Here is a 25065-nt window from a genome sequence, read left to right as displayed (position 1 = left end):
TCCCGTCGGCCCGGGTGACCGGCTCCCGCCGCCCCGGGTGAACGGCTCCCGTCGGCCGGGTAACCCCGCGCACAGGCGCTCGTGGCCCTCGTACGATCGGGGGCATGAGTGCCAAGGACGCCCCGCCGCCGCTGCCCGAACCCCTCCTCGTCGAGGTCGCGGACTCGCACACCCACCTGGACCTGCAGTCCGGGACCGTCGAGGAGGCCCTCGTCAAGGCCGCCGCCGTCGGGGTGACCACGGTCGTGCAGGTCGGCTGCGACGTGAAGGGCTCCCGGTGGGCCGCCGAGACCGCCGCCGCCCACGACCACGTGCACGCGGCCGTCGCCCTGCACCCCAACGAAGCGCCCCGCATCGTCCTCGGCGACCCCGACGGCTGGTCCCGGCAGGGCGCGCGCCAGGGCGGCGGCGAGGCGGCCCTCGACGACGCGCTCGGCGAGATCGACCGCCTCGCCGCCCTCCCGTACGTCCGGGGCGTCGGCGAGACCGGGCTCGACTTCTTCCGTACGGGCCCCGAGGGCATCGCCGCGCAGGAGCGTTCCTTCCGCGCCCACATCGAGATCGCCAAGCGTCACGGCAAGGCGCTCGTCATCCACGACCGCGAGGCCCACGCCGACGTGCTGCGCGTCCTCGACGAGGAGGGCGCCCCCGAGCGGACCGTCTTCCACTGCTACTCCGGCGACGCCGCCATGGCCGAGATCTGCGCCGCCAAGGGCTACTACATGTCCTTCGCCGGCAACGTCACCTTCAAGAACGCCCAGCACCTGCGGGACGCGCTCGCCGTCGCCCCCCTGGAACTCGTCCTCGTCGAGACGGACGCGCCCTTCCTCACCCCGGCGCCCTACCGGGGCCGCCCGAACGCCCCGTACCTGATCCCGGTCACGCTGCGGGCGATGGCGGAGGTGCGGGGCATCGGGGAGAACGAGATGGCCGAGGCGATCGCCGTGAACACCGCCCGCGCCTTCGACTACTGATCCCGCCGACCTCCGACCGCCGACCATAACGATTACGTTTCGTAGTCGGGTCGTTCGGGAGAGTGACCGAGTGCGAGGCTAGGGTCCCGGCCTCGTGAGCACTTCCCAGGGCAGTCACCGAGCGGGACGCCGCGGCGCGGGCGCGAGCGCGACCCTGCCCGTGCACGAGCAGCCGACGATGGCGGCACCACTGGTGCCACCCGTAGCAGGAACCGTCCCCGGCGTCGGTGCGGGAGCCGTCCCAGGCCAGGGAGCCGTCCCCGGCCAGGGCTCTTCCGGCCAGGGCTCCCGCGCCGGTTCCCGCCGCGCCGCCCGCCGCCGCAAGGCCTCCGGGCCCGCCGGGGAGGGTCTGCGGCGGCTCGTCCCGCAGGCCCTCGTCGTCGCCTTCCTCGCCGGCGGCACCAGCGCCTTCGTCGCCGACGACAAGGCCGTCCGGCTGTCCGTCGACGGCGTCCCCCGCACCTTCCACACCTTCGCCGACGACGTCGACGAGCTCCTCGCCGACGAGGGCCTCACCGTCGGCTCCCACGACATCGTCGCGCCCGCCCCCACCGAGGCCCTGGTCAGCGGCGACGAGATCGTCGTCCGGTACGGGCGCCCCGTCGCCCTCACCCTCGACGGGCACCGCCGCCAGGTGTGGACGACCGCCCGCACCGTCGAGGGCGCCCTGCGCCAGCTCGGCGTCCGGGCCGAGGGCGCGTACCTCTCGGCCTCCCGAGGCGCCCCCATCTCCCGCGAGGGCCTCACCCTCGACGTCCGCACCGAGCGGACGATCACCTTCCTCGCCGACGGGCGCGAGCGGACCGTCCGTACGAACGCCGCCACCGTCCGCGAAGCCCTCGCCGAGGCCGGGATCACCCTCTCCGGCCAGGACGCGATCTCCGTCGCCCCCGGCTCCTTCCCCCGCGACGGCCAGACCGTCTCCGTGCTGCGGATCACCGGCTCCCGGCAGGTACGGGAGGAGGCGATCCCGTACGCCGTCGAGCGAGTCCGCGACCCCGACCTCTTCGCCGGCACCGAGGTCGTCGATCGGCAGGGCGTCAGCGGCGTCCGCCGCGTCACGTACAGCATCCGCAGCGTCAACGGGGTCAAGCAGAAGCCCCGCCGCACCGGCGAGGAGATCGTCCGCGAACCCGTCAGCCGCAAGGTGCGGGTCGGCACCCGGCGGCTGCCCTCCTCCGTCGCCGGCGCCGACGGCCTCGACTGGGGCGCGCTCGCCGCCTGCGAGTCCGGCGGCCGGCCGGGCGCGGTCGACCCGTCGGGGACGTACGGCGGGCTCTACCAGTTCGACCCCGGCACCTGGCGCTCCCTCGGCGGCAGCGGCGTCGCCCAGAACGCGCCCGCCGCCGAGCAGACCTTCCGGGCCAAGAAGCTGTACGTGCAGCGGGGGGCGAGTCCGTGGCCCCACTGCGGCCGACGCCTCCACGGGTGAGCCGTAGGCTGTACCGGTGAGCACCACCACCGGCCCCGAAAGCCCCGACGCCCTCCTCGGCCCCGCCGACATCCGTGAGCTGGCCGCCGCCCTCGGCGTGCGCCCCACGAAGCAGAAGGGCCAGAACTTCGTCATCGACGCCAACACCGTCCGGCGGATCGTCCGCACGGCCCAGGTGCGGCCCGACGACGTGGTCGTGGAGGTGGGGCCGGGACTCGGCTCCCTCACCCTGGCCCTCCTGGAGGCCGCGGACCGGGTGACCGCCGTCGAGATCGACGACGTCCTCGCCGCCGCGCTGCCCGCGACGATCGCCGCCCGCATGCCCGCGCGTGCGGACCGTTTCGCGCTCGTCCACTCCGACGCCATGCAGGTCCAGGAGCTGCCGGGCCCGGCGCCGACCGCGCTCGTCGCGAACCTGCCGTACAACGTGGCCGTGCCGGTCCTGCTCCACATGCTGGAGCGGTTCCCGAGCATCGAGCGGACTCTCGTCATGGTCCAGGCGGAGGTCGCCGACCGGCTGGCCGCCAAGCCCGGGAACAAGGTGTACGGAGTCCCCTCGGTCAAGGCCAACTGGTACGCGGAGGTCAAGCGGGCCGGGTCCATCGGCCGCAACGTCTTCTGGCCCGCGCCGAACGTCGACTCCGGTCTCGTCGCCCTGGTCCGCCGCACCGAGCCGCTCGCGACCACCGCGAGCCGGCGGGAGGTCTTCGCGGTCGTCGACGCGGCCTTCGCGCAGCGCCGCAAGACCCTGCGGGCCGCCCTCGCGACCTGGGCGGGCTCGCCGGCGGCGGCGGAGGAGGCCCTGGTGAAGGCCGGGATCTCGCCGCAGGCGCGGGGCGAGGCGCTGACGGTGGAGGAGTTCGCCCGGATCGCGGAGGCGAAGGCGTGAGCGGCGGTACGGAGAGCGGGAACGGCTCCCGTACGAGCCCCGGTCCGCAGAGGGGGAGCGGCTCCCGTACGGGCGGCGCGGGTGCCGTCACCGTCCGCGTGCCCGCCAAGGTCAACGTCCAGCTGGCGGTGGGCGCGGCCCGCCCCGACGGCTTCCACGACCTGGCCAACGTCTTCCTCGCGGTCTCCCTGTACGACGAGGTCACGGCCACGCCCGCCGCCGAACTGACCGTCACCTGCGAGGGCCCGGACGCCGACAAGGTGCCGCTGGACCGCACGAACCTGGCCGCGCGAGCGGCGGAACTGCTCGCCGCCCGGCACGGCATCTCCCCGGACGTGCACCTGCACATCGTCAAGGACATCCCGGTCGCGGGCGGCATGGCGGGCGGCAGCGCGGACGGCGCGGGCGCCCTGCTCGCCTGCGACGCGCTGTGGGGCCTGAACACCCCCCGCGAGGACCTCCTGGAGATCTGCGCGGAGCTGGGCAGTGACGTGCCGTTCAGCCTGGTCGGCGGGGCGGCGCTCGGCACGGGTCGCGGGGAGCGGCTGACCGGGCTGCCGGTCGGCGGCGCCTTCCACTGGGTGTTCGCCGTCGCCGACGGCGGGCTTTCGACGCCGGCGGTGTACGGCGAGTTCGACCGTCTCACCGAGGGCGTCGAGGTCCCGGAACCGACCGCGTCCCCGGCCCTCCTCCAGGCCCTGAGCGCCGGTGACACGACCGCGCTCGCGGGCGTCCTCGCCAACGACCTCCAGGCGGCGGCGCTCTCCTTGCGCCCGTCGCTCACGGCGACCCTGACGACGGGCACCGAGGCGGGCGCGCTGGCCGCCCTCGTCTCCGGCTCGGGCCCGACGACGGCGTTCCTGGTGAAGGACGCGGAGACGGCGGAGACGGTGGCCAGGGCCCTCGTCGCCTCGGGCACGTGCCGAACGGCCCGCACGGCGACGTCCCCGGTACCGGGCGCGACCACCCTGACGACCTGACACCCCGCCCCGCCCGGGCGCCCTGCCCGCCCCGTGCGGGCAACTGCCCCGCCTGCCCCACCCCCCCCGTGTGGGCAATCACCCAGCGGCACAGATGCCCGCAACGGGGTGGGCGCCGTCCAGCGGGGCGTGTGCGCCACGACGGAGGGTGCCGCCCCGTCGGGGTGGCCGGGATACTCAGGGCGCGTTGAGTAGCCGCGCCCTGTCGCCCGCGCGGGCGCCCGCGGGACCGTACCCCCATGGGAAGCCGCAACCGCCTCAGCGCCGCCGCGCTCGCCGCCGCCACCCCCGCCACCCGGGACCGGTACGTCGACCTGCTCCGGGTCGCCTCGCTCGCCGTCGTGGTGCTCGGCCACTGGCTGATGGCGGCCGTCGGCGCGGACGGGCAGGTCGGCAACCTCCTCGCCGTCGTGCCCGAACTCCAGCTCGTCACCTGGGTGTTCCAGGTGATGCCGGTCTTCTTCTTCGTCGGCGGCTTCTCGCACGCCCTCGCCCACCGCTCCCGCCCCGCGTACCCGGCCTTCCTGCGGGCCCGGCTCCAGCGGTTGCTGCGGCCGACGATGGTGTTCGTCGGAGTGTGGGGCGCCGCCGCCCTCGTCCTCCAGCTGTCCGGCGCGGACGGAGGGCTCACCGGCGTCGCGCTGCGGCTCGTCACCCAGCCCCTCTGGTTCATCGGGATCTACCTGGCGATGGTCGCCTTCACCCCGCCGCTCCTGAAGCTGCACGAGCGGTACGGGTGGGGCGCGTTCGCCGGGCTCGTCGGGGCGGCCGTCCTCGTCGACGTCCTGCGGTTCGCGGCGCACGTCCCGTTCGTCGAGTTCCTGAACTTCGCGTTCGTGTGGCTGGCGGTCCACCAGCTCGGCTTCCTCCGCGCCGACGGCATGCTCCGCCGCCCGGCCCTGCTCGCCGGCGCGGGCCTCCTCGGTGCGACCGCGCTCGTCGCCCTCGGCCCGTACCCGCTGTCCATGGTGGGGATGCCCGGCGAGAAGGTCTCGAACATGGCGCCGCCGACGCTCGCCCTGCTCTGCCACGGCCTGTGGCTGGTCGGCGCGGTGGAGCTGCTGAAGGGGCCGGGGGCGCGGTTCGTCGCCCGTGCCGGGGTGTGGCGGACGGTGGTCGCCGCCAACGGGATCGCGATGACGGCGTTCCTCTGGCACCTGACGGCCATGCTCGCGGTGTACGGGGTGCTGCTCGGGACCGGCGCGACGCTGCCCGACCCCGCCTCCGGCGCCTGGTGGGCGCAGGTGCCGCTCCGGTTCGCGGCGGCGGCCCTGCTCACCGCCCTGCTCGTCGCCGCCTTCCGCCGCTTCGAGGCCCCGGTGCCGCCCGCCCCGTCGACCGGCGCGGGCGGCCCGCTCGCCGCGCTCGGCATCACCCTGGCCCTGCTGGGCGTACTCGGCCTCTCCCTGACCGGCTTCGCCGGGCTCCTCGACGGCCACGCGGCGACCCTGATCGTCCTCCCGCTCACGGCCCCGGCCGCCGTGGCGCTGATCCTGACGGGCTGGCTCGTGGTGGAGCGGGCGGGCCGGGTGGACCGGGCGCACGGGGCGGTCACCGGCCGGTCGCGCTGAGCGCCACCAGCCCCTTCGTCCCCATCGCGTACACCTTCCCGCCGCCCGCCCGGAACGCGCGCAGCACGCCGCTGCCGACCGAGGTGGACAGCCGGTACGTCCAGCGGGCCCGGCCGTCCGCCGTGTCCAGGGCCCACAGGTGCCCGCCGGCGGTGAGGTAGACGGTGTCGTCCGCGCTCTGCAGCACGGGCAGGCCGCCGCCCCCCTGCTCCAGGGTGTCGACCGAGCCCGCCCAGCGGACGGCGCCGGTGCGGGCGTCGAGCGCGTACACCCGGATCGCGAGGGCGGTGGGGACCACGGCGGCGGCGAAGACGGTCTTCCCGTCGGGGCTCGCCACCACCGTCTTCAGCGGAACCTCGGGGGAGGACCAGACGACGTTCCCGTTCGCCGGATCGACCGCGTGGAGCCGGTCGGAGACGTGGAGGAACAGGCCGCCCGCCGAGACGAACGGCCCGTCCCGCCACGGGGTGTGGCGCCCCTGCGTCAGGACGTCGTACGAGCCGGCCGCGGCCTCGGCGCCGGGCGAGGGCTGCTCCCAGAGGAGCTTGCGGGTGCGGACGTCGAGCGCCGCGATCTTCTGCGCGCTGCCGTCGGTCTGCCGACTCGCCCAGAACAGGCTGGTGCCGGAGGACGGGACGAGCAGCCGCCCCTGGGGGTACTTGATCTCCGGGTCCGTGAGGATCACCTGCCAGCCCTTCCGGGTGGCCGGGTCCAGGGACCAGACGAACGGACCCGAGACGATCGAGAACCCCTTCTTCGGGTTCTTCAGGTCGAGGCCGCCCGTGCTCGCCGACCCGTCGACGTACACCCGCCCGCCCAGCATCCCGACCACGGACACCTCGTTCGGCGTCCCGTACGGCAGCGGGACGGTCCACGCCTCGGTGCCGGTGTCGAGGCGGACGGCGCGCAGGACCTGGGAGAGCCCGCCCGCGCCCCGCCGCATCACGCCGTACACCATGCCGCCGCCTACGGTCGCGACGAGCCCTCCGCCGTAGGCGCCGGTGGACAGATCCGCCAGGTGGGCCAGCGGGCCCCACTTCCTGCGGCCCGCGCTGTCGAAGGCCCACATGTTCTTGGTGCTGAGGGCGACGACCGTGTCGCCCTCGCGCAGGAGCTGCACCAGCGGCTCGGAGACCGGCGCCGTCCACAGGGGCTTCGCCACGGTCTTCGTGCCGAGGGGGCGCTCGGGGTCGGTGAGGGCGGGGCCGGTCGGCTTCTTCCCGGTCTGCGGCTTCCCGTCGGTCGCCGGGCCGCCACCCTTGTCCCCGTCCCCGCTCCCATTCCCGTCTCCGGCGAGCCAGAGGCCGAGGCCGGTGCCGCCGCCCGCGAGGGCCGCGGCACCGCCCGCCAGACCGAACAGCAGCAGCCGGCGGCGGCCGGGGCCGGGGGCCGCGGGCGGCGCCGGGGGAGCGGCGGGGACGGGCGGCGGGAACGGGAACGTCGGCCCGGTGGCCGGGTGCGGGACCGGAGCCCCGGCGGGAGGGGCCGGGGGCGGAGGCGGGGTCGGGGTGACCGAGGGCGCGAGGACCGAGGCGGCCTCCTCGATCATCGCGATCAGGGCGGGCGGCAGCCAGGCGCCCGAGGTCCGCGGCGCCTCGCCCCGCTCCGCGATCGTGACGATCTGCCGGGGCGTGGGCCGGTCCTCCGGGCGCTTCGCCAGGCACGCGGCGACGAGCAGCCGTAACCCCTCGGGCACCCCCGACAGGTCCGGCTCCCCGTGCACCACGCGCCGCAGCACGTCCGTCGGCGTCCCGCCGTCGAAGAGGCCCGCGCCCCGGGCGGCGAACGCGAGGGTCGAGCCCAGCGAGAACACGTCGCTCGCGGGCCCGACCGGGTCCGCCAAGGCCTGCTCGGGCGACATGTACGCCGGGGTGCCCAGGATCATGCCGGTGGCGGTGAGCGCCGTGCCGTCGACGGCCCGCGCGATGCCGAAGTCGATGAGGTGCGGCCCGTCGAGGGCGAGCAGCACGTTCCCGGGCTTGAGGTCGCGGTGGGTGAGGCCCGCCGCGTGGACGGTCTCCAGGGACGCGGCGATCCCGGCGGCGAGCGCCCGCAGCGCGTCCTCCGGCAGCGGGCCGCGGGCGGTGACCGCCCGGCCGAGCGAGACGCCCGGCACGTACGCGGTCGCCATCCACGGCACCGGCCCGTCGGGGTCCGCGTCGACCACGGGCGCGGTGAACGCGCCGGACGCCGCACGCGCCGCGTTCACCTCGGCCCGGAACCGGGCCCGGAACGCCTCGTCGGCCAGTTCGGGGCGGATCAGCTTGACGGCGACGGTCCGGCCGCCCGGCGAGCGGCCCAGGTAGACCGCGCCCATGCCGCCGGCGCCGAGCCGGCCCAGGAGGGCGTACGGGCCGATCCGGGGCGGGTCGGTGGGGTCCAGCGGCTCCAGCGGGCTCATCCTCAGGCTCCGTTCGCGTCAAGGGCGGCGACGGTCGTCGCCGCGACGTCGGAGACGCAGAGTCTCCGGTCACCGGCACTCCAGGCGATCTTCAGGAGGTCGCTCCCCTTGAAGCCGCCGTACTTCCAGCGCGCCGCGCCGCTCGCGGCGGAGAACGCCCACAGCGTTCCGTCGGCTCCCGCCCGGTACACGTTCCCGTCGGCGCACAGCAGCCGGGCGCCCACGGCCCCGGGGGACCCGCCCCCGGGCTCGACGGGCAGCGGGGTGCGCCAGCGGGTCTTCCCGTCCGCCGCGCCCAGGGCGGTCAGCGACAGCCCGCCGTCCTCGTCCCGGAGGAGGACGAAGACGGTCTCGCCCTTCTCGTCGGTCGCGCAGCCGCCGCCCCGGGGCGAGGCGGGGACGACCTTCGGCACCTTCCACACCGCCCGGCCGTCCGCCGGGTCCAGCGCGGACAGCGTGCCCTGCTCGTCGGAGACGAGGAAGTACCGTCCGGCTGCCCCGACCAGGACGGCGGCCGTCTCCTTCGTCCAGGCGGTCTTCCCCCCGGCGTCCAGGGCGACGATCTGCCGGGTGTCGGCGTAGAGCAGGCCGCCGCCGGTCCGCGGCAGGCCCCAGAAGACGGGCGTCGCCTCCGGGGTGTGGACCCAGGCGGTCCGGCGCCCGGCCAGGTCCAGCGCCCACACCGCCATGGAGGCCGTGCTGCTCCCGGCCTCCAGCAGGGGGGCGAGGAAGGCGCGGCCCGAGCGGACGCCGGGGAAGGAGAGCACGCCGATGGCGGGCGGGTCGTCCAGGAGCGTCACCCGGGCGTCCTCGCCGTCGGTCAGGCGGACGGAGAGCACCCCGGCCCGGGAGCCGGACAGCGCGAACCGCGATCCGGAGACGTACAGCCGGTCGCCGTCGACGGCGGCGAGCGTCTGCACGTTCGGTCCCGCCACGGAGGGGAGCAGGTCGTGGTCCCCGGCCTTCACCGTCCACGCCGTACGGCCCCGGCGGTCCAGCCCCACGACCGTCTCCAGCATCACGCAGGCGACGATCCCGCTCCCGGGGAGCACCTGTGCGACGGAGGCGGGCAGCCGCGCCTGCCAGGCCAGCTTCGCGTCGGGCACCGTGTCGGCGGACGGGCGGGGTGACGCCGTGCGCCCGCCGCCCTTCGCGCCGCCGGAGCCGTTCTTGCCGGTGCTCTCGTCCTCCCGGGTCAGCGCCCAGGCGGTCCCGGCCGCCCCGGCGGCGAGCGCGCCGGCGGCCAGGCCGAGGAGCAGCCGCCGCCGGCCGTTAGGCCCGGCGGCCGGCGCGTCGGCGGGCGTCGGGCCGGACAGCGGCAGCGTCGGGACCGTACCGGGCGGCTCGGAGCCCGATGGACCGGAGACGTACGGACCGGAGCCCGACGGACCGGAGACGTGCGGATCGGAGGAGTACGGGCCGGGGGAGCGCGGACCGGAGGAGTACGGATCGGTGGCGGTCGGCTCGGCGGCGGGCGGCAGCTCCGCCGCGAGCGCCGCCCGCAGCGCCAGGACGTCGGCGGCGACGGGCTCCGGCAGCCAGCCGTCCGAGAGGCGCGGCATGTCCACCGGGGTGCCGCCGGGCCGGACCCCGGCGAGCAGCGCGAGCCGGGGATCGGAGCGCTCGCCGAGGTCCGTGCCCGCGACGGCGGCGACCACCTCGCGCGGGGCGGGGCGCTCCCCCGGGTCCTTCGCCAGGCAGCGTTCGACCAGCGGCCGCAGGCTCTCCGGGACGGCCGACAGGTCCGGCTCGGTGTGCACGACGCGGAACAGCACCGCCGCCGACGCCCCGTCCCCGAACGGGCTCTCCCCGCGGGCGGCGAAGACGACCGTCGTCCCCAGCGAGAACACGTCGCTCGCCGGGGTGAGGTGCTGCCCGAGGGCCTGCTCGGGCGACATGTACGGGGCCGAGCCGATCACCGAGCCGGTGGAGGTCAGGGCCGTGCCGTCGGTGGCCCGCGCGATGCCGAAGTCGATGACGTGCGGCCCGTCGAGGGCGAGGAGCACGTTCGCCGGTTTCAGGTCCCGGTGGACCACCCCCGCCGCGTGCACTCCCACCAGGGCCTCCGCGAGGCCCGCCGCCAGCATCCGCAGCGCGGCCTCCGGCAGCGGCCCGTGGGCGGTGACCGCCCGGCTCAGCGGGACGCCCGGCACGAACGCCGTCGCCATCCACGGCACCTCGGCGTCCGGGTCGGCGTCCACCACAGGGGCGGTGAACGCCCCCGACACCAGCCGTGCCGCCGCCACCTCGCGCCGGAACCGGTCCCGGAACCGCCCGTCCCCCGCCAGGTCCGGCCGCACCACCTTCACGGCCACCGTGCGGCCCCCGGACGAGCGCCCCAGGTACACGGCGCCCATGCCGCCCGCGCCCAGCCTGCCGACCAGCGCGTACGGGCCGACCTGCCGCGGGTCGCTCCCGGCGAGTCGTTCCACGCGTGACATCCCTCCCCCGTGAGGTCCCACGGGCCGGGGTCCGCCCGGCCCCGATCCGCCGGGGAGACCCTAGTGGCGATCGCCCCGGCGGGAGGGGCGTTCGCGCACACCGGTCCGGAACGGGTGCCCGTCCCGCATCCCGACCGTCCGTAACGGAGAGTGACGGGTCGCCCCACGGTCTACCCTGGACGTCGATCGATCACCCCGTCAGGAGTCAACGTGGCCGTCAACCTGGTCAATGTCGAGAACGTCACCAAGGTCTACGGCACCCGTGCCCTCCTCGACGGGGTCTCGCTCGGTGTCTCCGAAGGGGACCGGATCGGGGTCGTGGGCCGCAACGGCGACGGCAAGACCACCCTCATCCGGATGCTCGCCAAGCTGGAGGATGCCGACACCGGGCGGGTCACCCACAGTGGGGGGCTGCGGCTCGGGGTGCTCACGCAGCACGACTCGCTCGACCCGAAGGCCACCATCCGGCACGAGGTCATCGGCGTCATGGCCGACCACGAGTGGGCCGGCAGCGCCAAGATCCGGGACGTGCTCACCGGGCTCTTCGGCGGGCTCGACCTGCCCGGCTTCGAGCAGGGGCTCGACACCGTCATCGGTCCGCTCTCCGGCGGCGAGCGGCGGCGTATCGCGCTCGCCAAGCTCCTCATCGACGACCAGGACCTGATCGTCCTCGACGAGCCCACCAACCACCTCGACGTCGAGGGCATCTCCTGGCTCGCCCAGCACCTCCAGAACCGCCGCTCCGCGCTCGTCTGCGTCACCCACGACCGCTGGTTCCTCGACCAGGTCTGCACCCGCATGTGGGACGTGCAGCGCGGTGACGTGCACGAGTACGAAGGCGGTTACTCGGACTACGTCTTCGCGCGCGCCGAGCGCGAGCGCATCGCCGCCACCGAGGAGACCAAGCGGCAGAACCTGATGCGCAAGGAGCTGGCCTGGCTGCGGCGCGGTGCCCCCGCCCGTACGTCCAAGCCCCGCTACCGCATCGAGGCCGCCAACGAGCTGATCGCCGACGTGCCGCCGCCCCGCGACACCTCCGAGCTGATGAAGTTCGCCAACGCCCGCCTCGGCAAGACGGTCTTCGACCTGGAGGACGTGACCGTCACCGCCGGTCCCAAGACGCTCCTCCAGCACCTCACCTGGCAGCTCGGCCCCGGCGACCGCATCGGCCTCGTCGGCGTCAACGGCGCGGGCAAGACGTCACTCCTGCGGGCACTCGCGGACGCCGCCGTCAGCCAGGGCGAGATCCAGCCCGCGGCCGGCTCCGTCACCGTCGGCAAGACCGTCCGGCTCGCCTACCTCTCCCAGGACGTCACCGAACTCCCCGCCTCTCTGCGGGTCCTGGAGGCCGTCCAGCAGATCCGCGACCGGGTCGACCTCGGCAAGGGCCGCGAGATGACGGCCGGTCAGCTCTGCGAGCAGTTCGGCTTCACCAAGGAGAAGCAGTGGACGCCCGTCGGCGACCTCTCCGGCGGTGAGCGCCGCCGTCTCCAGCTGCTGCGTCTCCTGATGGACGAGCCGAACGTCCTCTTCCTCGACGAGCCCACCAACGACCTCGACATCGAGACCCTCACCCAGCTCGAGGACCTCCTCGACGGCTGGCCCGGCTCCATGGTCGTCATCTCCCACGACCGGTTCTTCATCGAACGCACCACCGACAAGACGCTCGCGCTGCTCGGCGACAAGGCGCTGCGGATGCTGCCGCGCGGCATCGACGAGTACCTGGAGCGGCGCCGGAAGATGATCGAGGCGTCCGTCCCGACGCCGGCCGCCGCGCCCGCGCAGACGAAGCCCGGGGTCTCCGCCGCTGACTCCCGCGCCGCCAAGAAGGAGCTGCAGAAGGTCGAGCGTCAGCTCGACAAGGTCTCCCAGAAGGAGGCCAGGCTGCACACGCAGATCGCCGACAACGCCACCGACTTCGAGAAGGTGGCGAAGCTCGACGCGGAGCTGCGCGAACTCGTCGGGGAGCGCGAGGAACTGGAGATGCGCTGGCTCGAATTGGCCGAGGACGCATAACGAGGGCATCACAGGCCGGTCCTCCCTTGGGTACAAGGGGCGGACCGGTCGCTTTTGCGCCACGGCGTGAGTGGTAGAAAGAAAGCCCGTTCACGTCAAGGGGGAAACCGCTGATGACCCAGCCGCCCAGCAACCAGCCGCCGGGGGGCTTCGGAGCCCCCCAGGACCCGAACCAGGGCCCCTCGCACCAGGGCCGGCCCCAGGGCATGCCGCCCGTGCCGCCTCAGGCGCCCCAGACGCCCCCGGCACCCCAGTCTCCGCCGCCCGCCGCGCCCGGGCCGTACGGCCAGCAGCCGCAGCCCGGTTACGGGTACCCGCAGCAGGCCCCCGGCCCGTACGGGCAGCAGCCCCCGCAGCAGCAGCCGTACGGCTACCCGCAGCAGGGCCAGCAGCCCGGCTACCCGCCGCAGGGCGGCCCCGGCTACCCGCAGCAGCCCGGACCGTACGGCCAGCAGCAGAACCCGTACGGCGGCTACCCCAGCCAGCCGGGGTACCCGGGCGCCCCCACTCCGCCGCCCTCCGGCGGCGGACTCAAGGGCCGGACCGGTGTCATCGCGGCCGTGGCCGCCGCGGCCGTCCTGGTGGCCGCCGTCACCACCTGGGCCGTCGTCGGCGGTGACGACGAGAAGGACCCGATCGCCGGTCCGACCGCCACCGCCCCCGTGACGTCCTCCTCCGGAGCCCCCGCGCCCACCGAGTCGGTGGACAAGGGCGACGGCTCCGGAGACGGCTCCAACGGCGAGGAGGACCTCAACGCGGGCCGCCAGGCAGGCGAGGCCAAGATCAACTGGCTGCTCAAGAACAACGTCGACCTGCCCCGCAACGGCGCCGACGTCCTCGGCCCGTGGATCGTCGGCGACACCGTCGTCAAGGCCATGTACAAGAGCATCGACGGCTACAGCCTGAGCGACGGCTCCGCCAAGTGGCACATCGACGTGCCGTTCGAGCTGTGCGCGGCGCCGCCGGCGCCCGCCGCCAACGGCACCATGGTCTTCGCGTACGGGGACAGCGCCAAGGACGGCGCCAAGTGCACCGAGCTCCAGCAGATCGACCTCAAGACCGGCAAGAAGGGCTGGAAGAAGTCGGTCCCCAAGGCGACCGGCCTGTTCGCCTTCTCCGACAACACCCTGGCGATCAGCGGCAACACGGTCACCGCGGCCGGTTCCAGCACCGCCTACGGCTTCTCCCTCACCGACGGCAAGCAGCTGTTCAAGGGCGCCACCACGGGCTGCAAGCCCTTCGCGTACGCGGGCGGCACCAAGCTGATCGCCGCCATGGACTGCCCCTCGGGCAGCACGTCCAAGAAGATCCAGGCCGTCGGCGAGGTCGACCCGGCCACCGGCAAGCCCCGGTTCACCTTCCAGCTCGAGGCGGACTGGGAGGTCGACAAGGTCTACTCGGTCGACCCGCTGGTCGTCTCGGCCACCCAGCGCGAGCAGAAGAAGTGGACCGTCTTCGCGCTCGACGCCAAGGGCAAGCTGCGCTCGCAGATCCAGGGCGGCACGGACAAGTTCGCCCCGTCCTGCGGCGGCAGCTTCGTCGTCTTCGGCAAGAACCTCCAGGGCTGCACCGGAGTCGCCGCCGACGCCAACACGTTCTACATGTCCACCGAGACCTCGTACGGCAAGCCCAACGAGGTCGTCGCCTTCGACCTGAAGACCGGCAAGGCCAAGTGGCGCTCCAAGGCGCCGGGTGACCAGTCGATGATCCCGCTGCGCATGGAAGGCGGTCAGGTCCTGGTCTACGTCGACCCGTCGTACGACACGGGCGGCGCCGTCGCGACCATCGCCCCGACCGGCGGCGCGCCGAAGATCCTGCTCCAGCACCCGGCGTCGTCGGCCCAGGTCGAGAGCGGCTTCTACGACCCGGGGTTCGCCTACGGCGGCGGCACCTTCGTCGTGACGAGCGGGCGCGTCTCCGCGTCGAACGACAAGGAAGAGAAGCAGGTCAAGACGATGATGGCGTTCAGCAAGTGAGGTATTCGGACCGATGACGCAGCCACCTCCGCCCCCGCCGAACCAACCCCCGGACCCGCAGGGCGGCTTCGGCGCGCCGACGCCCCCGCCGCAGCAGCAGCCGGAGCCGGGCTACGGTTACCCGCAGCAGCCGCCGCAGCAGCCGGACCAGAGCTACGGCTACCCGCAGCAGCAGCCCGACCAGAGCTACGGGTACCCCCAGCAGCCCGACCAGGGCCAGGGGTACGGCTATCCGCAGCAGCCGCCGGCGCCTCCGCAGCAGCAGCCGTACGGCTACCCCACCGCGCCGCAGCAGCAGCCCTACGGCGGCTACCAGCAGCCGGCCCAGCCCCCGTACGGCTATCCGACCCAGCCCCAGCCGTCCTACGACGGCTACCAGCAGCCCGCCCCGGCCCCCGCGGCCGGCGGCGGCAAGAAGCTGTCGGCGCAGCTCCAGATCATCATCGCGGCGGCCGTCGCCGTCGTCCTGATCGTCGGCGCCGGCATCTGGTACGCCAACTCCGGCAGCGGCGACGGCCCGGGTGAGGAGGCCAAGGGCACCGCCGGCACCTCGCAGGGCACCGGCGGCACCGGAGGCACCGGCGGGTCCGGCGGCTCGAACGGTCTGGGCGGCGGCGGCAAGGAGAAGGCGCCCGCGAGCACGCAGGCGAAGATGGCCTTCACGGTCGGCCAGCCGAAGGTCCCGGACCTCACCGACGTCTCCGGCTCCTGGATCACCGACAAGGCGTACGTGAAGACCGGGGTCACCTCGATCGTCGCCTACGACCTGGACAAGGGCACGGTCCTGTGGACCCTGCCGCTGACCGGCCAGGTCTGCGGCGCCTCGCGGCACCAGACCGCCGACCACAAGGTGCCGATCCTCTTCGAGGCCAAGAAGCGGGTCGCGCCGCGCTACTACCAGACCTGCACCGAGGTCGGCATGGTCGACCTGAACACCGGCAAGCTGCTCTGGTCCACCTCGGTCACCGGCGGCAGCGCCGGCGACCAGAAGGCCCGGTTCAGCGAGGTCACGCTCAGCGGGAAGACCGTCGCGGCCGGCGGCACCGACGGAGGCGCGGCCTTCGACATCGCCAACGGAAACCCGCGCTGGAAGCCGCAGGCCGACAAGCAGAACTGCTACGACCTGGGGTACGGCGGCGGCGAGGGACTCGTCGCGGTCCGCAAGTGCGGTTCGTACAAAAGCCAGTACGTGATGATCCAGAACCTCGACCCGATGACGGGGGCCCCGCTCTCGCAGTTCAAGATGCCGACCGGGGTCGAGTACGCGTCGGTGATCTCCACCAAGCCGCTGGTCGTCGCGGCCGACGTCGGCGACAGCGCCGGTGACGGCAGCGGCATCTCGGACTTCTTCTCGATCGACGAGAAGACCGGGAAGCTGAAGGCGAAGATCACGGCGGACGCCGACCAGTACGCGGCCCGCTGCCGCTCCACCAGGGTCGAGTCCTGCTCGCAGGCGCTCGTCGGCAACGGCCGGCTCTACGTGCCGACCGAGGAGCACGAGGGCGCCAGCGGCGAGTACGGCGACGAGACGAACGAGATCATCGCCTTCGACCTCGCCACCGGGCGGACCGTGCCGGAGAAGGCGGACGCGGGCGACAAGTACACGCTCGTCCCGCTGCGCATGGACGGCGGCGATCTCATCGCGTACAAGGCCCCGCCGTACGACAAGGGCGGCCGGATCGTGTCGATCAACGGCGGCACGATGAAGGAGACGCTGCTCCTGGAGAACCCCGGGGACCGGACGATCCGGGACGCCGAGACCAGCTTCAGCCTGAACGGCTCCGAACTCGCGTACTCCGACGGCCGGTTCTTCCTCTCGGGGACGATGGTCAGCAAGGAGGACTCGACGTCCAACTACAAGAAGTACCTGATCGTGTCCTTCGGCGTCGCGCGCTGACGGCAGGTACGCGAAGGGCCCCTCCGGTGATCACCGACGGTGATCACCGGAGGGGCCCTCTTCTTTTCGTCGGGTGACGGAGGGACAGTTCGTCACCGTGAAGAGGGAATTCGGGGCCGGGGGCGGCGGCCCCTCCGGGGTTCGGGCGATACCGGGCCGGGGAGCGTGTACCTTGCCGGGTCAGGCGTGCCGGGGGACGGCGGGCGCGGAGGATGGGGGATGACCGGGATGGGCGTACGCCTCGTGGTGGTGGACGAGCACCGCCTGCTCGCGGAGGCGCTGGCCTCGGCGCTGAAGCTGCGCGGGCACCGGGTGCTCGCGGCGGCCGCGCCGGTGGCGGGGGCGGCGGAGCTCGTGGTGAGCCGGGCGCCGGAGGTCTGTCTCCTGGGCACGGCCGCGCCGGCCGAGCCGGGGGCCTTCGACGTGGTCGTACGGATCAAGCGGGAGCGGCCGCAGGTGGCGGTGGTGGTGCTCGGTCCCGTGCCGTCGCCGCGTGGCATCGCGGCGGCGTTCGCGGCCGGGGCCTCGGGCTACGTACGGCACGACGAGCGCATCGAGGGCGTCGAGCGGGCGCTCGTGAAGGCGAGGGCGGGGGAGTCGGCGGTGGCGCCGCAGCTGCTGCGTGCGGCCTTCGCGGAGCTTCTGCATCCCACGGCGCAGCCGGACGACGAGGGGCAGCGGCTGCTGCGGCTGCTCACCCAGCGGGAGGTGGAGGTCCTCGTCCGGGTCGCGGAGGGGGAGGACACCCGGCTGATCGCGGCGGGGATGGGGATCGCGTCGAGCACGGCGCGGACGCATGTGCAGCGGGTCCTGATGAAGCTGGGCGTCGGGTCGCGGCTCGAGGCGGCGGCCCTCGCGGCCCGTACGGGGCTGCTGGACCGCGCGGTGCCGCGGCCGCGGAAGCCCTTCTGAGCCGAGGTGAATGAAGACCGGTCCGTGCCCATGGGGGCGGACCGGTGCTCAGCCGTTGACGCTGTTGTTGGAATATGATTCCTTGTGCGTGGTTCTGTTTGATCCCGCCCGGAGGGCACCGCCGTGAAGAAGACCGTCACCAAACTCGCCGACGGGCGCGAGCTGATCTACTACGACGAGCGCGACGACGCCGTCCGCGCCGACGTCGACCGCAGGCCGCTCGACCCCGTCTCCTCCGCCACCGAGCTGCGGTACGACGAGCTCCTCGGGGACTCCGTCGCCGTCGCCTCGCACCGGCAGGGGCGTACGTACCACCCGCCCGCCGGCGAGTGCCCGCTCTGCCCCTCCGCCGACGGCAGACAGAGCGAGATCCCGGCCCCGGCGTACGAGGTCGCCGTCTTCGAGAACCGCTTCCCCACGCTCGCCGGGGAGTCCGGCCGGTGCGAGGTCGTCTGCTTCACCTCCGACCACGAGGCCTCCTTCGCCGACCTCACGCCCGAGCGGGCCGCGCTCGTGCTCGCCGCGTGGACCGACCGGACCACCGAGCTCGCGGAGCGGCCCGGCGTCGAGCAGGTGTACTGCTTCGAGAACCGCGGCGCCGAGATCGGCGTCACCCTCGCCCACCCCCACGGGCAGATCTACGCCTACCCGTTCGCCACGCCCCGGACCGCCCTCATGCAGCGCCGGGCCGCCGAGCACCGGGCCCGCACCGGAGGCAACCTCTTCGACGACGTCGTCGCACGGGAACGCGCCGACGCCGTGCGCGTCGTCCTGGAGACCGAGCACTGGATCGCCTTCGTGCCGTACGCCGCCCACTGGCCGTACGAGGTCCACCTCTACCCGGTCCGCCGGGTGCCCGACCTGCGGGTGCTCGACGAGGCGGCCCGCACAGAGTTCCCACAGGTCTATCTGGAACTCTTGAGGCGGTTCGACCGGATCTTCGGTCCGGACGAGCCCCCCACGCCGTACATCTCCGCCTGGCACCAGGCGCCCTTCACGAGCGAGGACCGCGAGGAGTTCGGGCTGCACCTGGAACTCTTCACCGTCCGGCGGACGTCCGGCAGGCTGAAGTACCTCGCGGGCACCGAGTCCGGCATGAGCGCGTTCAGCAACGACGTGCCGCCGGAGGACGCGGCCCGACGACTCCGAGAGGTGGCGACCAAGTGACCGAGGCCGTGAAGAAGTACCTGGTGACCGGCGGAGCCGGATACGTGGGCAGCGTCGTCGCCGCCCACCTCCTGGAGCGTGGCCACCGCGTCACCGTCCTCGACGACCTCTCCACCGGCTTCGCCGAAGCCGTCCCCGAGGGCGCCGAGTTCATCGAGGGCCGCATCCAGGACGCGGCGAAGTGGCTGGACGGCTCCTACGACGGCGTCCTGCACTTCGCCGCCTTCTCCCAGGTCGGCGAGTCCGTCGCCAAGCCCGAGAAGTACTGGGAGAACAACGTCGGCGGCACCCTGGCCCTGCTCGCCGCGACGCGCGCCGCCGGCGTCCGCAAGCTGGTCTTCTCCTCCACCGCCGCGACCTACGGCGAGCCGGAGACCGTGCCGATCACCGAGTCCGCGGTGACCGCCCCCACCAGCCCCTACGGGGCGAGCAAGCTGGCCGTCGACCACATGATCGGCGCCGAGTGCGTCGCCCACGGCCTGGCCGCCGTCTCGCTGCGCTACTTCAACGTGGCCGGGGCGTACGGCTCGCTCGGCGAGCGGCACGAGCCCGAGTCGCACCTGATCCCGCTCGTCCTCCAGGTCGCCCTGGGCCGCCGCGAGGCGATCTCCGTGTACGGCGAGGACTACCCGACCCCGGACGGCACCTGCGTCCGCGACTACATCCACGTCGCCGACCTCGCCGAGGCCCACGTCCTGGCGCTCGACGCGATGACCGCCGGCGCCGTGCCGGCCGGCGAGCACCTGATCTGCAACCTGGGCAACGGCAACGGCTTCTCCGTACGCGAGGTCGTCGAGACCGTCCGGGAGGTCACCGGGCACCCCATCCCGGAGATCACCGCCCCGCGCCGCGCCGGTGACCCCGCGGTCCTCGTCGCCTCCGCCGACGCCGCCCGCGAGCGGCTCGGCTGGACGCCGTCCCGGCCCGACCTGGCGGCCGTCGTGGCCGACGCGTGGGCGTTCGCGCAGCAGCAGGAAGGAGCGCGCTCGTGAGTCTTGTGACCGTCGCCGCCGACTTCGAGGCGCTGTACGGCGCCGCCCCCGACGGTGTCTGGGCCGCCCCCGGGCGGGTCAACCTCATCGGTGAGTACACCGACTTCAACGACGGCTTCGTGCTGCCGCTCGCGCTGCCGCACACCACCGTCGCCGCCGTCTCCCGCCGCGACGACGGCGTGCTTCGCCTGCACTCCGCCGACATCGACGGCGGCATCGTCCAGCTGGAGGTCGACGCCCTCGACCCGCTCTCCGGCGGCGGCTGGGCGGCCTACCCCGCCGGCGTGGTCTGGGCCCTGCGGGAGGCCGGGCACCCGGTGACGGGCGCGGACGTCCACCTCACCTCGACCGTGCCGACCGGCGCCGGGCTCTCCTCGTCCGCCGCCCTCGAGGTCGTCACGGCGCTCGCCCTGAACGACCTGTTCGGCCTCGGGCTCTCCCGGCCCGAGCTCGCCCGGCTCGCCCAGCGCGCCGAGAACGCCTTCGTCGGCGTCCCCTGCGGGGTCATGGACCAGATGGCCTCCGCCTGCGCCGTGGAGGGCCACGCCCTCCATCTGGACACCCGGGACCTCTCGTACCGCCAGGTCCCCTTCGACCTGGCCCGCGAGGGGCTGCGGCTGCTCGTCGTCGACACCCGCGTGAAGCACGCGCTCGGGGACGGCGCGTACGCCGAGCGGCGCGCCGGTTGTGAAGCGGGCGCGCGGGCGCTCGGGGTGAAGGTCCTGCGCGAGGTGACAGCCGTGCAACTCCCCGAAGCCCTCGCACGGCTGAGCGACGAGACGATTCTGCGGTACGTCCGGCACGTCGTCACCGACAACGCGCGCGTGGAGCGGACCATCGCGCTCCTCGACGCCGGGGACACCCGGGCCGTCGGCCCCGTCCTCACCGAGGGGCACGCCTCGCTCCGGGACGATCTGCGCGTCTCCTGCCCCGAATTGGACCTCGTCGTCGAGGCGGCGAACGCCGCCGGGGCGCTCGGTGCCCGGATGACGGGCGGCGGCTTCGGCGGTTCGGCCCTCGTCCTCGTCGACACCGACCGGGCCGAGGCGGTTGCCGCCGCCGTCGTGAAGGCCTTCGCCGCGGCCGGATACGCGGCCCCCGGCATCTTCCCCGCCGTGCCCGCGGAGGGCGCGCGCCGGCTCTGATCACCCACCAGGTCCGCACGACTTCGGACAGTTCCGCGAAACGGCCCCCACCGCGACGCCCCGCCCCTACTCTGAGGGGCAGCGCCGGTGGGGGCCGGTGCTGTTCAGGGGGCGATACCCGGTCGGGTACGGCGCGGGGGAGCGGGGTAACTGTCCACGCACGGCGGCGGCCGCGCGAGCGACGACCCGCCCCCGGCGCCGTGCCCGCGTCGGTCCGTTCCTCGACCCTTGGGGGTGTCCGTGGCACGTATCCGTGTCCTGGTGGTGGACGACCACCGCGTCTTCGCCGAATCGCTGGCCGCCGCGCTCGCGGCGGAGCCCGACGTGGACGTCGCCGCCGCGGGAAGCGGCCCGGCCGCCCTGCGCTGCCTGGAGCGGGGCGCGGCGGAGGGGCGCAGGTTCGACGTGCTGCTCGTCGACGCCGAGCTGGGCACGGGGCCCCCGGGGGCGGCCGTGGCCCGGGTGGTGCCGGACGACGCCGAGGGCGCCGTCGACGGGATCTCCCTGGTCGCCGGGGTGCGCCAGGTCCAGCCCGCCGTCCGTACCGTCGTGCTCGCGGAGAAGGACGACCCGCGGCGGGCCGCGCTCGCCCTCCAGGCGGGCGCTTCCGGCTGGGTCGCGAAGGACTGTTCGCTCCAGCGGCTCCTCGCGGTGGTCCGGGGCGTGCTGCGGGACGAGACCCATCTGCCGCCGGCGCTGCTCACCGGCGTCCTGCGGGAGCTGACGGCGGCCCGTAAGCACCGGACGGACAGCGAGCGGCTCGTGGAGTCGCTGACCCCGCGCGAGCGGGAGGTGCTGCGCTGCATGGTCGCGGGCCTCGGCCGCAAGGCGGTCGCCGAGCGCCTCTTCCTGTCGCCGCACACCGTCCGTACGCACATGCAGAACGTGCTGGGGAAGCTGGGTGTCCACTCGACCCTGGCGGCGGTGGCGCTGGCCCGCCGGGCGGGCGTGGGCCCGGCGCAGCTGGGTGAGGCCCCGGCGCGGCTGGGGGAGATCCCGGCGCAGCCGGATGGGGCCCCGCTAGCCCGGGATGTTGTCGAACGGCCCGGTCAGCCGGCGTAGCAGCGCGGCCAGTTCGCCGCGCTGGGCGCGGGAGAGCTGGGCCAGGATGGCGCGCTCCTGGGCGAGGAGCCCGGCGAGGGCCTCGTCGGCGCGGTCGCGGCCTTCCGGGGTGAGCCGGACGAGGACGCCGCGCCGGTCGCTGGGGTCGGGGAGCCGCTCGACGAGGCCCTTCTTGGTGAGCCGGTCGATGCGGTTGGTCATGGTGCCGGAGGTGACCAGGGTCTGCGTCAGGAGCTGGCCGGGGGAGAGCTGGTAGGGCGCTCCGGCCCGGCGCAGGGAGGTGAGGACGTCGAACTCCCACGGCTCCAGCTGGTGCTCGGAGAAGGCGAGCCGGCGGGCGCGGTCGAGGTGCCGGGCGAGGCGGGAGACGCGGCTGAGCACCTCGAGTGGTTCCACGTCGAGGTCGGGGCGCTCGCGGCGCCATGCTGCGACCAGTCGGTCGACCTCGTCCTCCATGACGATCAGTGTAGAGGGTCTGTTGACATAAAGTCTCTTGTGTTCGAGTTTATCGATGTCGAGTATCTTGATGTCGAGATATATTCTGCTGGACTATGGGGAAGGGACCCGGCCGGAACTCGTTCCGCTTCGGTCTTTCCGTCCAGCAAGGGGGCTTCGAACATGCATTCCGTGTCATCCGCCGCACCTACGTGGGACCCGCAGCAATACCTCCGTCACGCCGGCCACCGCACCCGTCCCTTCCTCGACCTGCTCGCCCGAATACCGGACCTGCCCACCCGCGACCGGCCCGCCCGGATCGCCGACCTCGGCTGCGGCCCCGGCAATGTGACGGCCCTCCTCGCCGACCGCTGGCCCGACGCCCACATCACCGGCTTCGACCTCTCGCCCGAGATGCTGGAGCGGGCCGAGAAGGACTGGTCCGGCACCACGAGGGGCGGCGGCTGGCTCGACTTCCGGGCCGCCGACGCCGCCCACTGGACCCCCACCGAGCCCTACGACCTCATCGTCTCCAACGCGGCCCTCCAGTGGGTGCCCAACCACCCGGAGTCCTTTGCCGCGTGGATCGACGGCCTCCGCCCGGGCGGCACCCTCGCCTTCCAGGTCCCCGGCAACTTCACCGCGCCCAGCCACGCCCTGCTCGGCGAACTCTGCGAGACCCCCGAGTGGCGCGGCCGGGTCGGCGACCAGGGCCGCCGCTACGTCCACATCCTCGACGCCGCCGACTACCTCACCCGCCTCACCGGTCTCGGCTGCGAGACGGAGGTCTGGGAGACCACGTACTGCCAACTGCTCCAGGGCGAGGACCCCGTCCTCGACTGGGTCAAGGGCACGGCCCTGCGCCCCGTCCTGACCGCCCTGGGCGACGACCAGGAGGCGGTCGACGCCTTCCTCGCCCAGTACCGCACCCTCCTCCGCGAGGCCTACCCACCGGGCCCGCACGGCACGGTCTTCCCCTTCCGCCGCGTCTTCGCCCTCGCCCGCAAACGCCCGTGAACGCACGGGCGCCCCGCACCGGAATACCGGTGCGGGGCGCCCGAGGACCCTCAGAGCGTCACGAGATCGAGTTGTAGATCCCGAAGCCGGTGTTGATCCTGTACCGCGCGGAGAACTTGCCCGGGGTGGTGCCCAGGTAGCGGTACACCTCGCCGCCCGCGGTCACGCCCAGCAGGTCGCCCTTGCCGTCGGCGTTGAGGTCGCCGGGGGCGATCAGCTTGGAGTACGCGTTCCAGCCGGAGCCGACGTACTTACGGGTCGCGAACGGCGAGGCCGCGACGCCCGTGCCCGCGTACAGGTACAGGTCGCCGCCCGTCGTGCGGGCCACGAGGTCCATGCGGCCGTCGCCGGTGTAGTCACCCGCGCCGGCGAGCGCGTTGTACGCGCCCCAGCCGCTGCCGATCTTGACCCGGCCGCTGAGCTTGGTGCCCGCACCGTTGCCCGCGTACAGGTAGAGGTAGCCGGCGCGGTCGCGGGCCAGCAGGTCGCCCTTGCCGTCATTGGTCAGGTCGCCGGGGCCGACGAGGGTGTTGTAGACGCCCCAGCCGCTGCCGATCTCGTTGCCCTCGATGTACAGGTCGCCGTACATGACCAGGGCGATGTCGGAGAGGGAGTCCGGGTTCATCGAGGACAGGTGGATGGGGCTCAGGCCCTCGAGGCCGCCCGCACCGAGGATCTCCATGCGCGGGTCCAGCTTGCCGGTGGTGCTGTTGTAGTACCAGTACAGCGCCCCGTTGGGCGTGGTCGCGTAGATGCCCTCCTTGCCCGTGTACGGGATGCTGCCGGCGCCGGCGAACTGCGTGATGCCCGCCCACTCGCCCGACGCACTCGACGGCTGGCGCGCGGCCAGGGTGCCGTCGGTGTTGGAGGCGTAGTGGAAGAGCGTGCCGGCGTTGTCCCGGGCCAGCAGGTTTCCGTTGCCGGCGGGCAGGATCTGGTTGTAGAGGCCCCAGCCGACACCGACGGACTTGCGGGTGCCGAACGGGTTCGTCGTGTCACCCGTACCGGCGTAGAACCACACCGTGCCGCCGGGGTCCCGGGCGTACATGTCGGCCAGGCCGTCGCCGTTGACGTCGTTGGCGCCGACGATCTGGTCGTAGGCCTGCCAGCCGCTGCCGACCAGCTTCCGCACGCCGAGCGGCTGGGTCAGGTTGCCCGTCGCCAGGTACAGGTAGAGCTTGCCGTCGTGGGCGCGGGCGACCACGTCCGCGCGGCCGTCGCCGTTCACGTCACCGGGCGAGACGACCTTGTTGTAGGTCTGCCAGCCGCTGCCCACGACGGACTCGTACGGGGTGCCGCTCGGAGCGGCGTCCTGGTACAGCTTCAGCGTGCCGTTCTCCGAGAGGACGAGCACCTCGGGTTCGGTCGTGGCACCGCCCTGGTTGCCGATCGGGACGATGTCCTTCGCGACGTCGTCGATGCGAGGGAGCTCGAAGAAGGCGCTGACCTGGGTGCTCGTGGCCGTGAAGAGGTCCCCTTCCGTGGCGCGGAAGATGACGTCCTCGTAGCCGTCGCCGTCCAGGTCGGAGAGCGGCGCGGCGGTGGCCGAGGCCACGTCGGCGCGGGCGGCTCCCTGCGTCGGGAGCGTCAGCTTCGGCGGGGTGAAGGAGGGCGCCTCCTTCTCGATCTTCGGAAGGGGCGCCGGCGAGTCGGCGGACGCCGGACCCGAGAGGAGCATGCCGGCGGAGAGGGCGAGAGCGGTGCAGGTGGCGACGCGGCGAGCGCGCTTGGAGTGCACGAAAAGCAAGAGATCCCCCC

18 protein-coding genes are annotated in these 25065 nt (G+C 73.8%); 14 read left to right on the top strand and 4 right to left on the bottom strand.

Annotation, left to right across the window (positions count from 1 at the left end; translation table 11 throughout):
- Window positions 1-104: 104 nt before the first annotated feature.
- The 5 genes from ACIRB7_RS23985 (at window position 105) to ACIRB7_RS23965 (ending at window position 5846) form a co-directional block, all read left to right on the top strand.
- Complete coding sequence (locus ACIRB7_RS23985; RefSeq protein WP_403602193.1) at window positions 105-974, top strand: TatD family hydrolase; 870 nt, start codon at window positions 105-107, stop codon at window positions 972-974.
- 94 nt (window positions 975-1068) lie between these two features.
- Window positions 1069-2406 carry a ubiquitin-like domain-containing protein gene (locus ACIRB7_RS23980; protein ID WP_403602190.1) on the top strand — a complete coding sequence of 446 codons (1338 nt, stop codon included), beginning with the start codon at window positions 1069-1071 and terminating at the stop codon, window positions 2404-2406.
- 16 nt (window positions 2407-2422) lie between these two features.
- Window positions 2423-3295 carry a 16S rRNA (adenine(1518)-N(6)/adenine(1519)-N(6))-dimethyltransferase RsmA gene (gene rsmA / locus ACIRB7_RS23975; RefSeq protein ID WP_403602187.1) on the top strand — a complete coding sequence of 291 codons (873 nt, stop codon included), beginning with the start codon at window positions 2423-2425 and terminating at the stop codon, window positions 3293-3295.
- The gene (locus tag ACIRB7_RS23970) at window positions 3292-4275 is read left to right on the top strand and encodes a 4-(cytidine 5'-diphospho)-2-C-methyl-D-erythritol kinase (protein ID WP_403602184.1); all 984 of its coding nucleotides are present in this window, start codon (window positions 3292-3294) and stop codon (window positions 4273-4275) included. Before rsmA ends, ACIRB7_RS23970 begins: the two co-directional genes overlap by 4 nt.
- A gap of 239 nt (window positions 4276-4514) precedes the next feature.
- The gene (locus ACIRB7_RS23965) at window positions 4515-5846 is read left to right on the top strand and encodes an acyltransferase (protein WP_403602182.1); all 1332 of its coding nucleotides are present in this window, start codon (window positions 4515-4517) and stop codon (window positions 5844-5846) included.
- Here the strand turns inward: ACIRB7_RS23965 and ACIRB7_RS23960 are convergent.
- Together ACIRB7_RS23960 and ACIRB7_RS23955 are read right to left on the bottom strand one after the other, a co-directional pair.
- Entirely contained in the window at window positions 5827-8247 is a 2421-nt protein-coding gene (locus ACIRB7_RS23960; protein ID WP_403602179.1) for a PQQ-binding-like beta-propeller repeat protein, read from the bottom strand. The two genes, ACIRB7_RS23965 and ACIRB7_RS23960, sit on opposite strands and share 20 nt — an antisense overlap.
- 2 nt (window positions 8248-8249) lie before the next feature.
- Window positions 8250-10679, bottom strand: a complete 2430-nt coding sequence (locus ACIRB7_RS23955) for a protein kinase (protein WP_403602176.1) — start codon at window positions 10677-10679, stop codon at window positions 8250-8252.
- A 219-nt stretch (window positions 10680-10898) separates the two neighbouring features.
- On the opposite strand from ACIRB7_RS23955, the gene ACIRB7_RS23950 reads away from it, so the two are divergent.
- The 8 genes from ACIRB7_RS23950 (at window position 10899) to ACIRB7_RS23915 (ending at window position 21855) form a co-directional block, all read left to right on the top strand.
- Window positions 10899-12704 (top strand): ABC-F family ATP-binding cassette domain-containing protein, encoded by a 1806-nt coding sequence (locus ACIRB7_RS23950; protein ID WP_403602173.1) that lies wholly within the window; start codon window positions 10899-10901, stop codon window positions 12702-12704.
- Window positions 12705-12817: 113 nt separating this feature from the next.
- Window positions 12818-14680, top strand: a complete 1863-nt coding sequence (locus ACIRB7_RS23945) for a PQQ-binding-like beta-propeller repeat protein (protein WP_403602169.1) — start codon at window positions 12818-12820, stop codon at window positions 14678-14680.
- A gap of 13 nt (window positions 14681-14693) precedes the next feature.
- Window positions 14694-16577, top strand: coding sequence for a PQQ-binding-like beta-propeller repeat protein (locus ACIRB7_RS23940; protein WP_403602166.1), 1884 nt, complete (start codon window positions 14694-14696; stop codon window positions 16575-16577).
- 228 nt (window positions 16578-16805) lie between these two features.
- A complete protein-coding gene (locus tag ACIRB7_RS23935) occupies window positions 16806-17489 on the top strand; it encodes a response regulator transcription factor (RefSeq protein WP_403602728.1) in 684 nt (227 codons plus the stop codon).
- A gap of 123 nt (window positions 17490-17612) precedes the next feature.
- Window positions 17613-18656, top strand: a complete 1044-nt coding sequence (gene galT, locus ACIRB7_RS23930) for a galactose-1-phosphate uridylyltransferase (protein WP_403602163.1) — start codon at window positions 17613-17615, stop codon at window positions 18654-18656.
- Entirely contained in the window at window positions 18653-19648 is a 996-nt protein-coding gene (gene galE / locus ACIRB7_RS23925; RefSeq protein ID WP_403602160.1) for a UDP-glucose 4-epimerase GalE, read from the top strand. The genes galT and galE overlap by 4 nt, the downstream gene beginning before the upstream one ends.
- A 5-nt stretch (window positions 19649-19653) precedes the next feature.
- On the top strand, window positions 19654-20793 hold the full coding sequence (gene galK / locus ACIRB7_RS23920; protein ID WP_403602726.1) for a galactokinase: 1140 nt from the start codon (window positions 19654-19656) through the stop codon (window positions 20791-20793).
- A 240-nt stretch (window positions 20794-21033) separates the two neighbouring features.
- Entirely contained in the window at window positions 21034-21855 is an 822-nt protein-coding gene (locus ACIRB7_RS23915; protein WP_403602157.1) for a LuxR C-terminal-related transcriptional regulator, read from the top strand.
- Here ACIRB7_RS23915 and ACIRB7_RS23910 read toward each other — a convergent pair.
- Window positions 21814-22311: a MarR family transcriptional regulator gene (locus ACIRB7_RS23910; RefSeq protein ID WP_351219545.1), complete on the bottom strand. Its 498-nt coding sequence runs from the start codon at window positions 22309-22311 to the stop codon at window positions 21814-21816. The genes ACIRB7_RS23915 and ACIRB7_RS23910 overlap by 42 nt on opposite strands.
- A 162-nt stretch (window positions 22312-22473) precedes the next feature.
- Between ACIRB7_RS23910 and ACIRB7_RS23905 the strand changes: the two genes are divergently transcribed.
- Window positions 22474-23307: a trans-aconitate 2-methyltransferase gene (locus tag ACIRB7_RS23905; protein WP_403602153.1), complete on the top strand. Its 834-nt coding sequence runs from the start codon at window positions 22474-22476 to the stop codon at window positions 23305-23307.
- 58 nt (window positions 23308-23365) lie between these two features.
- Here the strand turns inward: ACIRB7_RS23905 and ACIRB7_RS23900 are convergent, their stop codons facing one another.
- Entirely contained in the window at window positions 23366-25045 is a 1680-nt protein-coding gene (locus ACIRB7_RS23900; RefSeq protein WP_403602150.1) for an FG-GAP repeat domain-containing protein, read from the bottom strand.
- Window positions 25046-25065: the final 20 nt, after the last annotated feature.

Origin of the sequence: Streptomyces sp. NPDC093795 (assembly GCF_044764665.1) — a bacterium.
In the GTDB taxonomy this organism is placed as follows: domain Bacteria; phylum Actinomycetota; class Actinomycetes; order Streptomycetales; family Streptomycetaceae; genus Streptomyces.
Note: the sequence above shows the minus strand (reverse complement) of the source record. Positions and strands in the feature narration are given on the sequence as shown.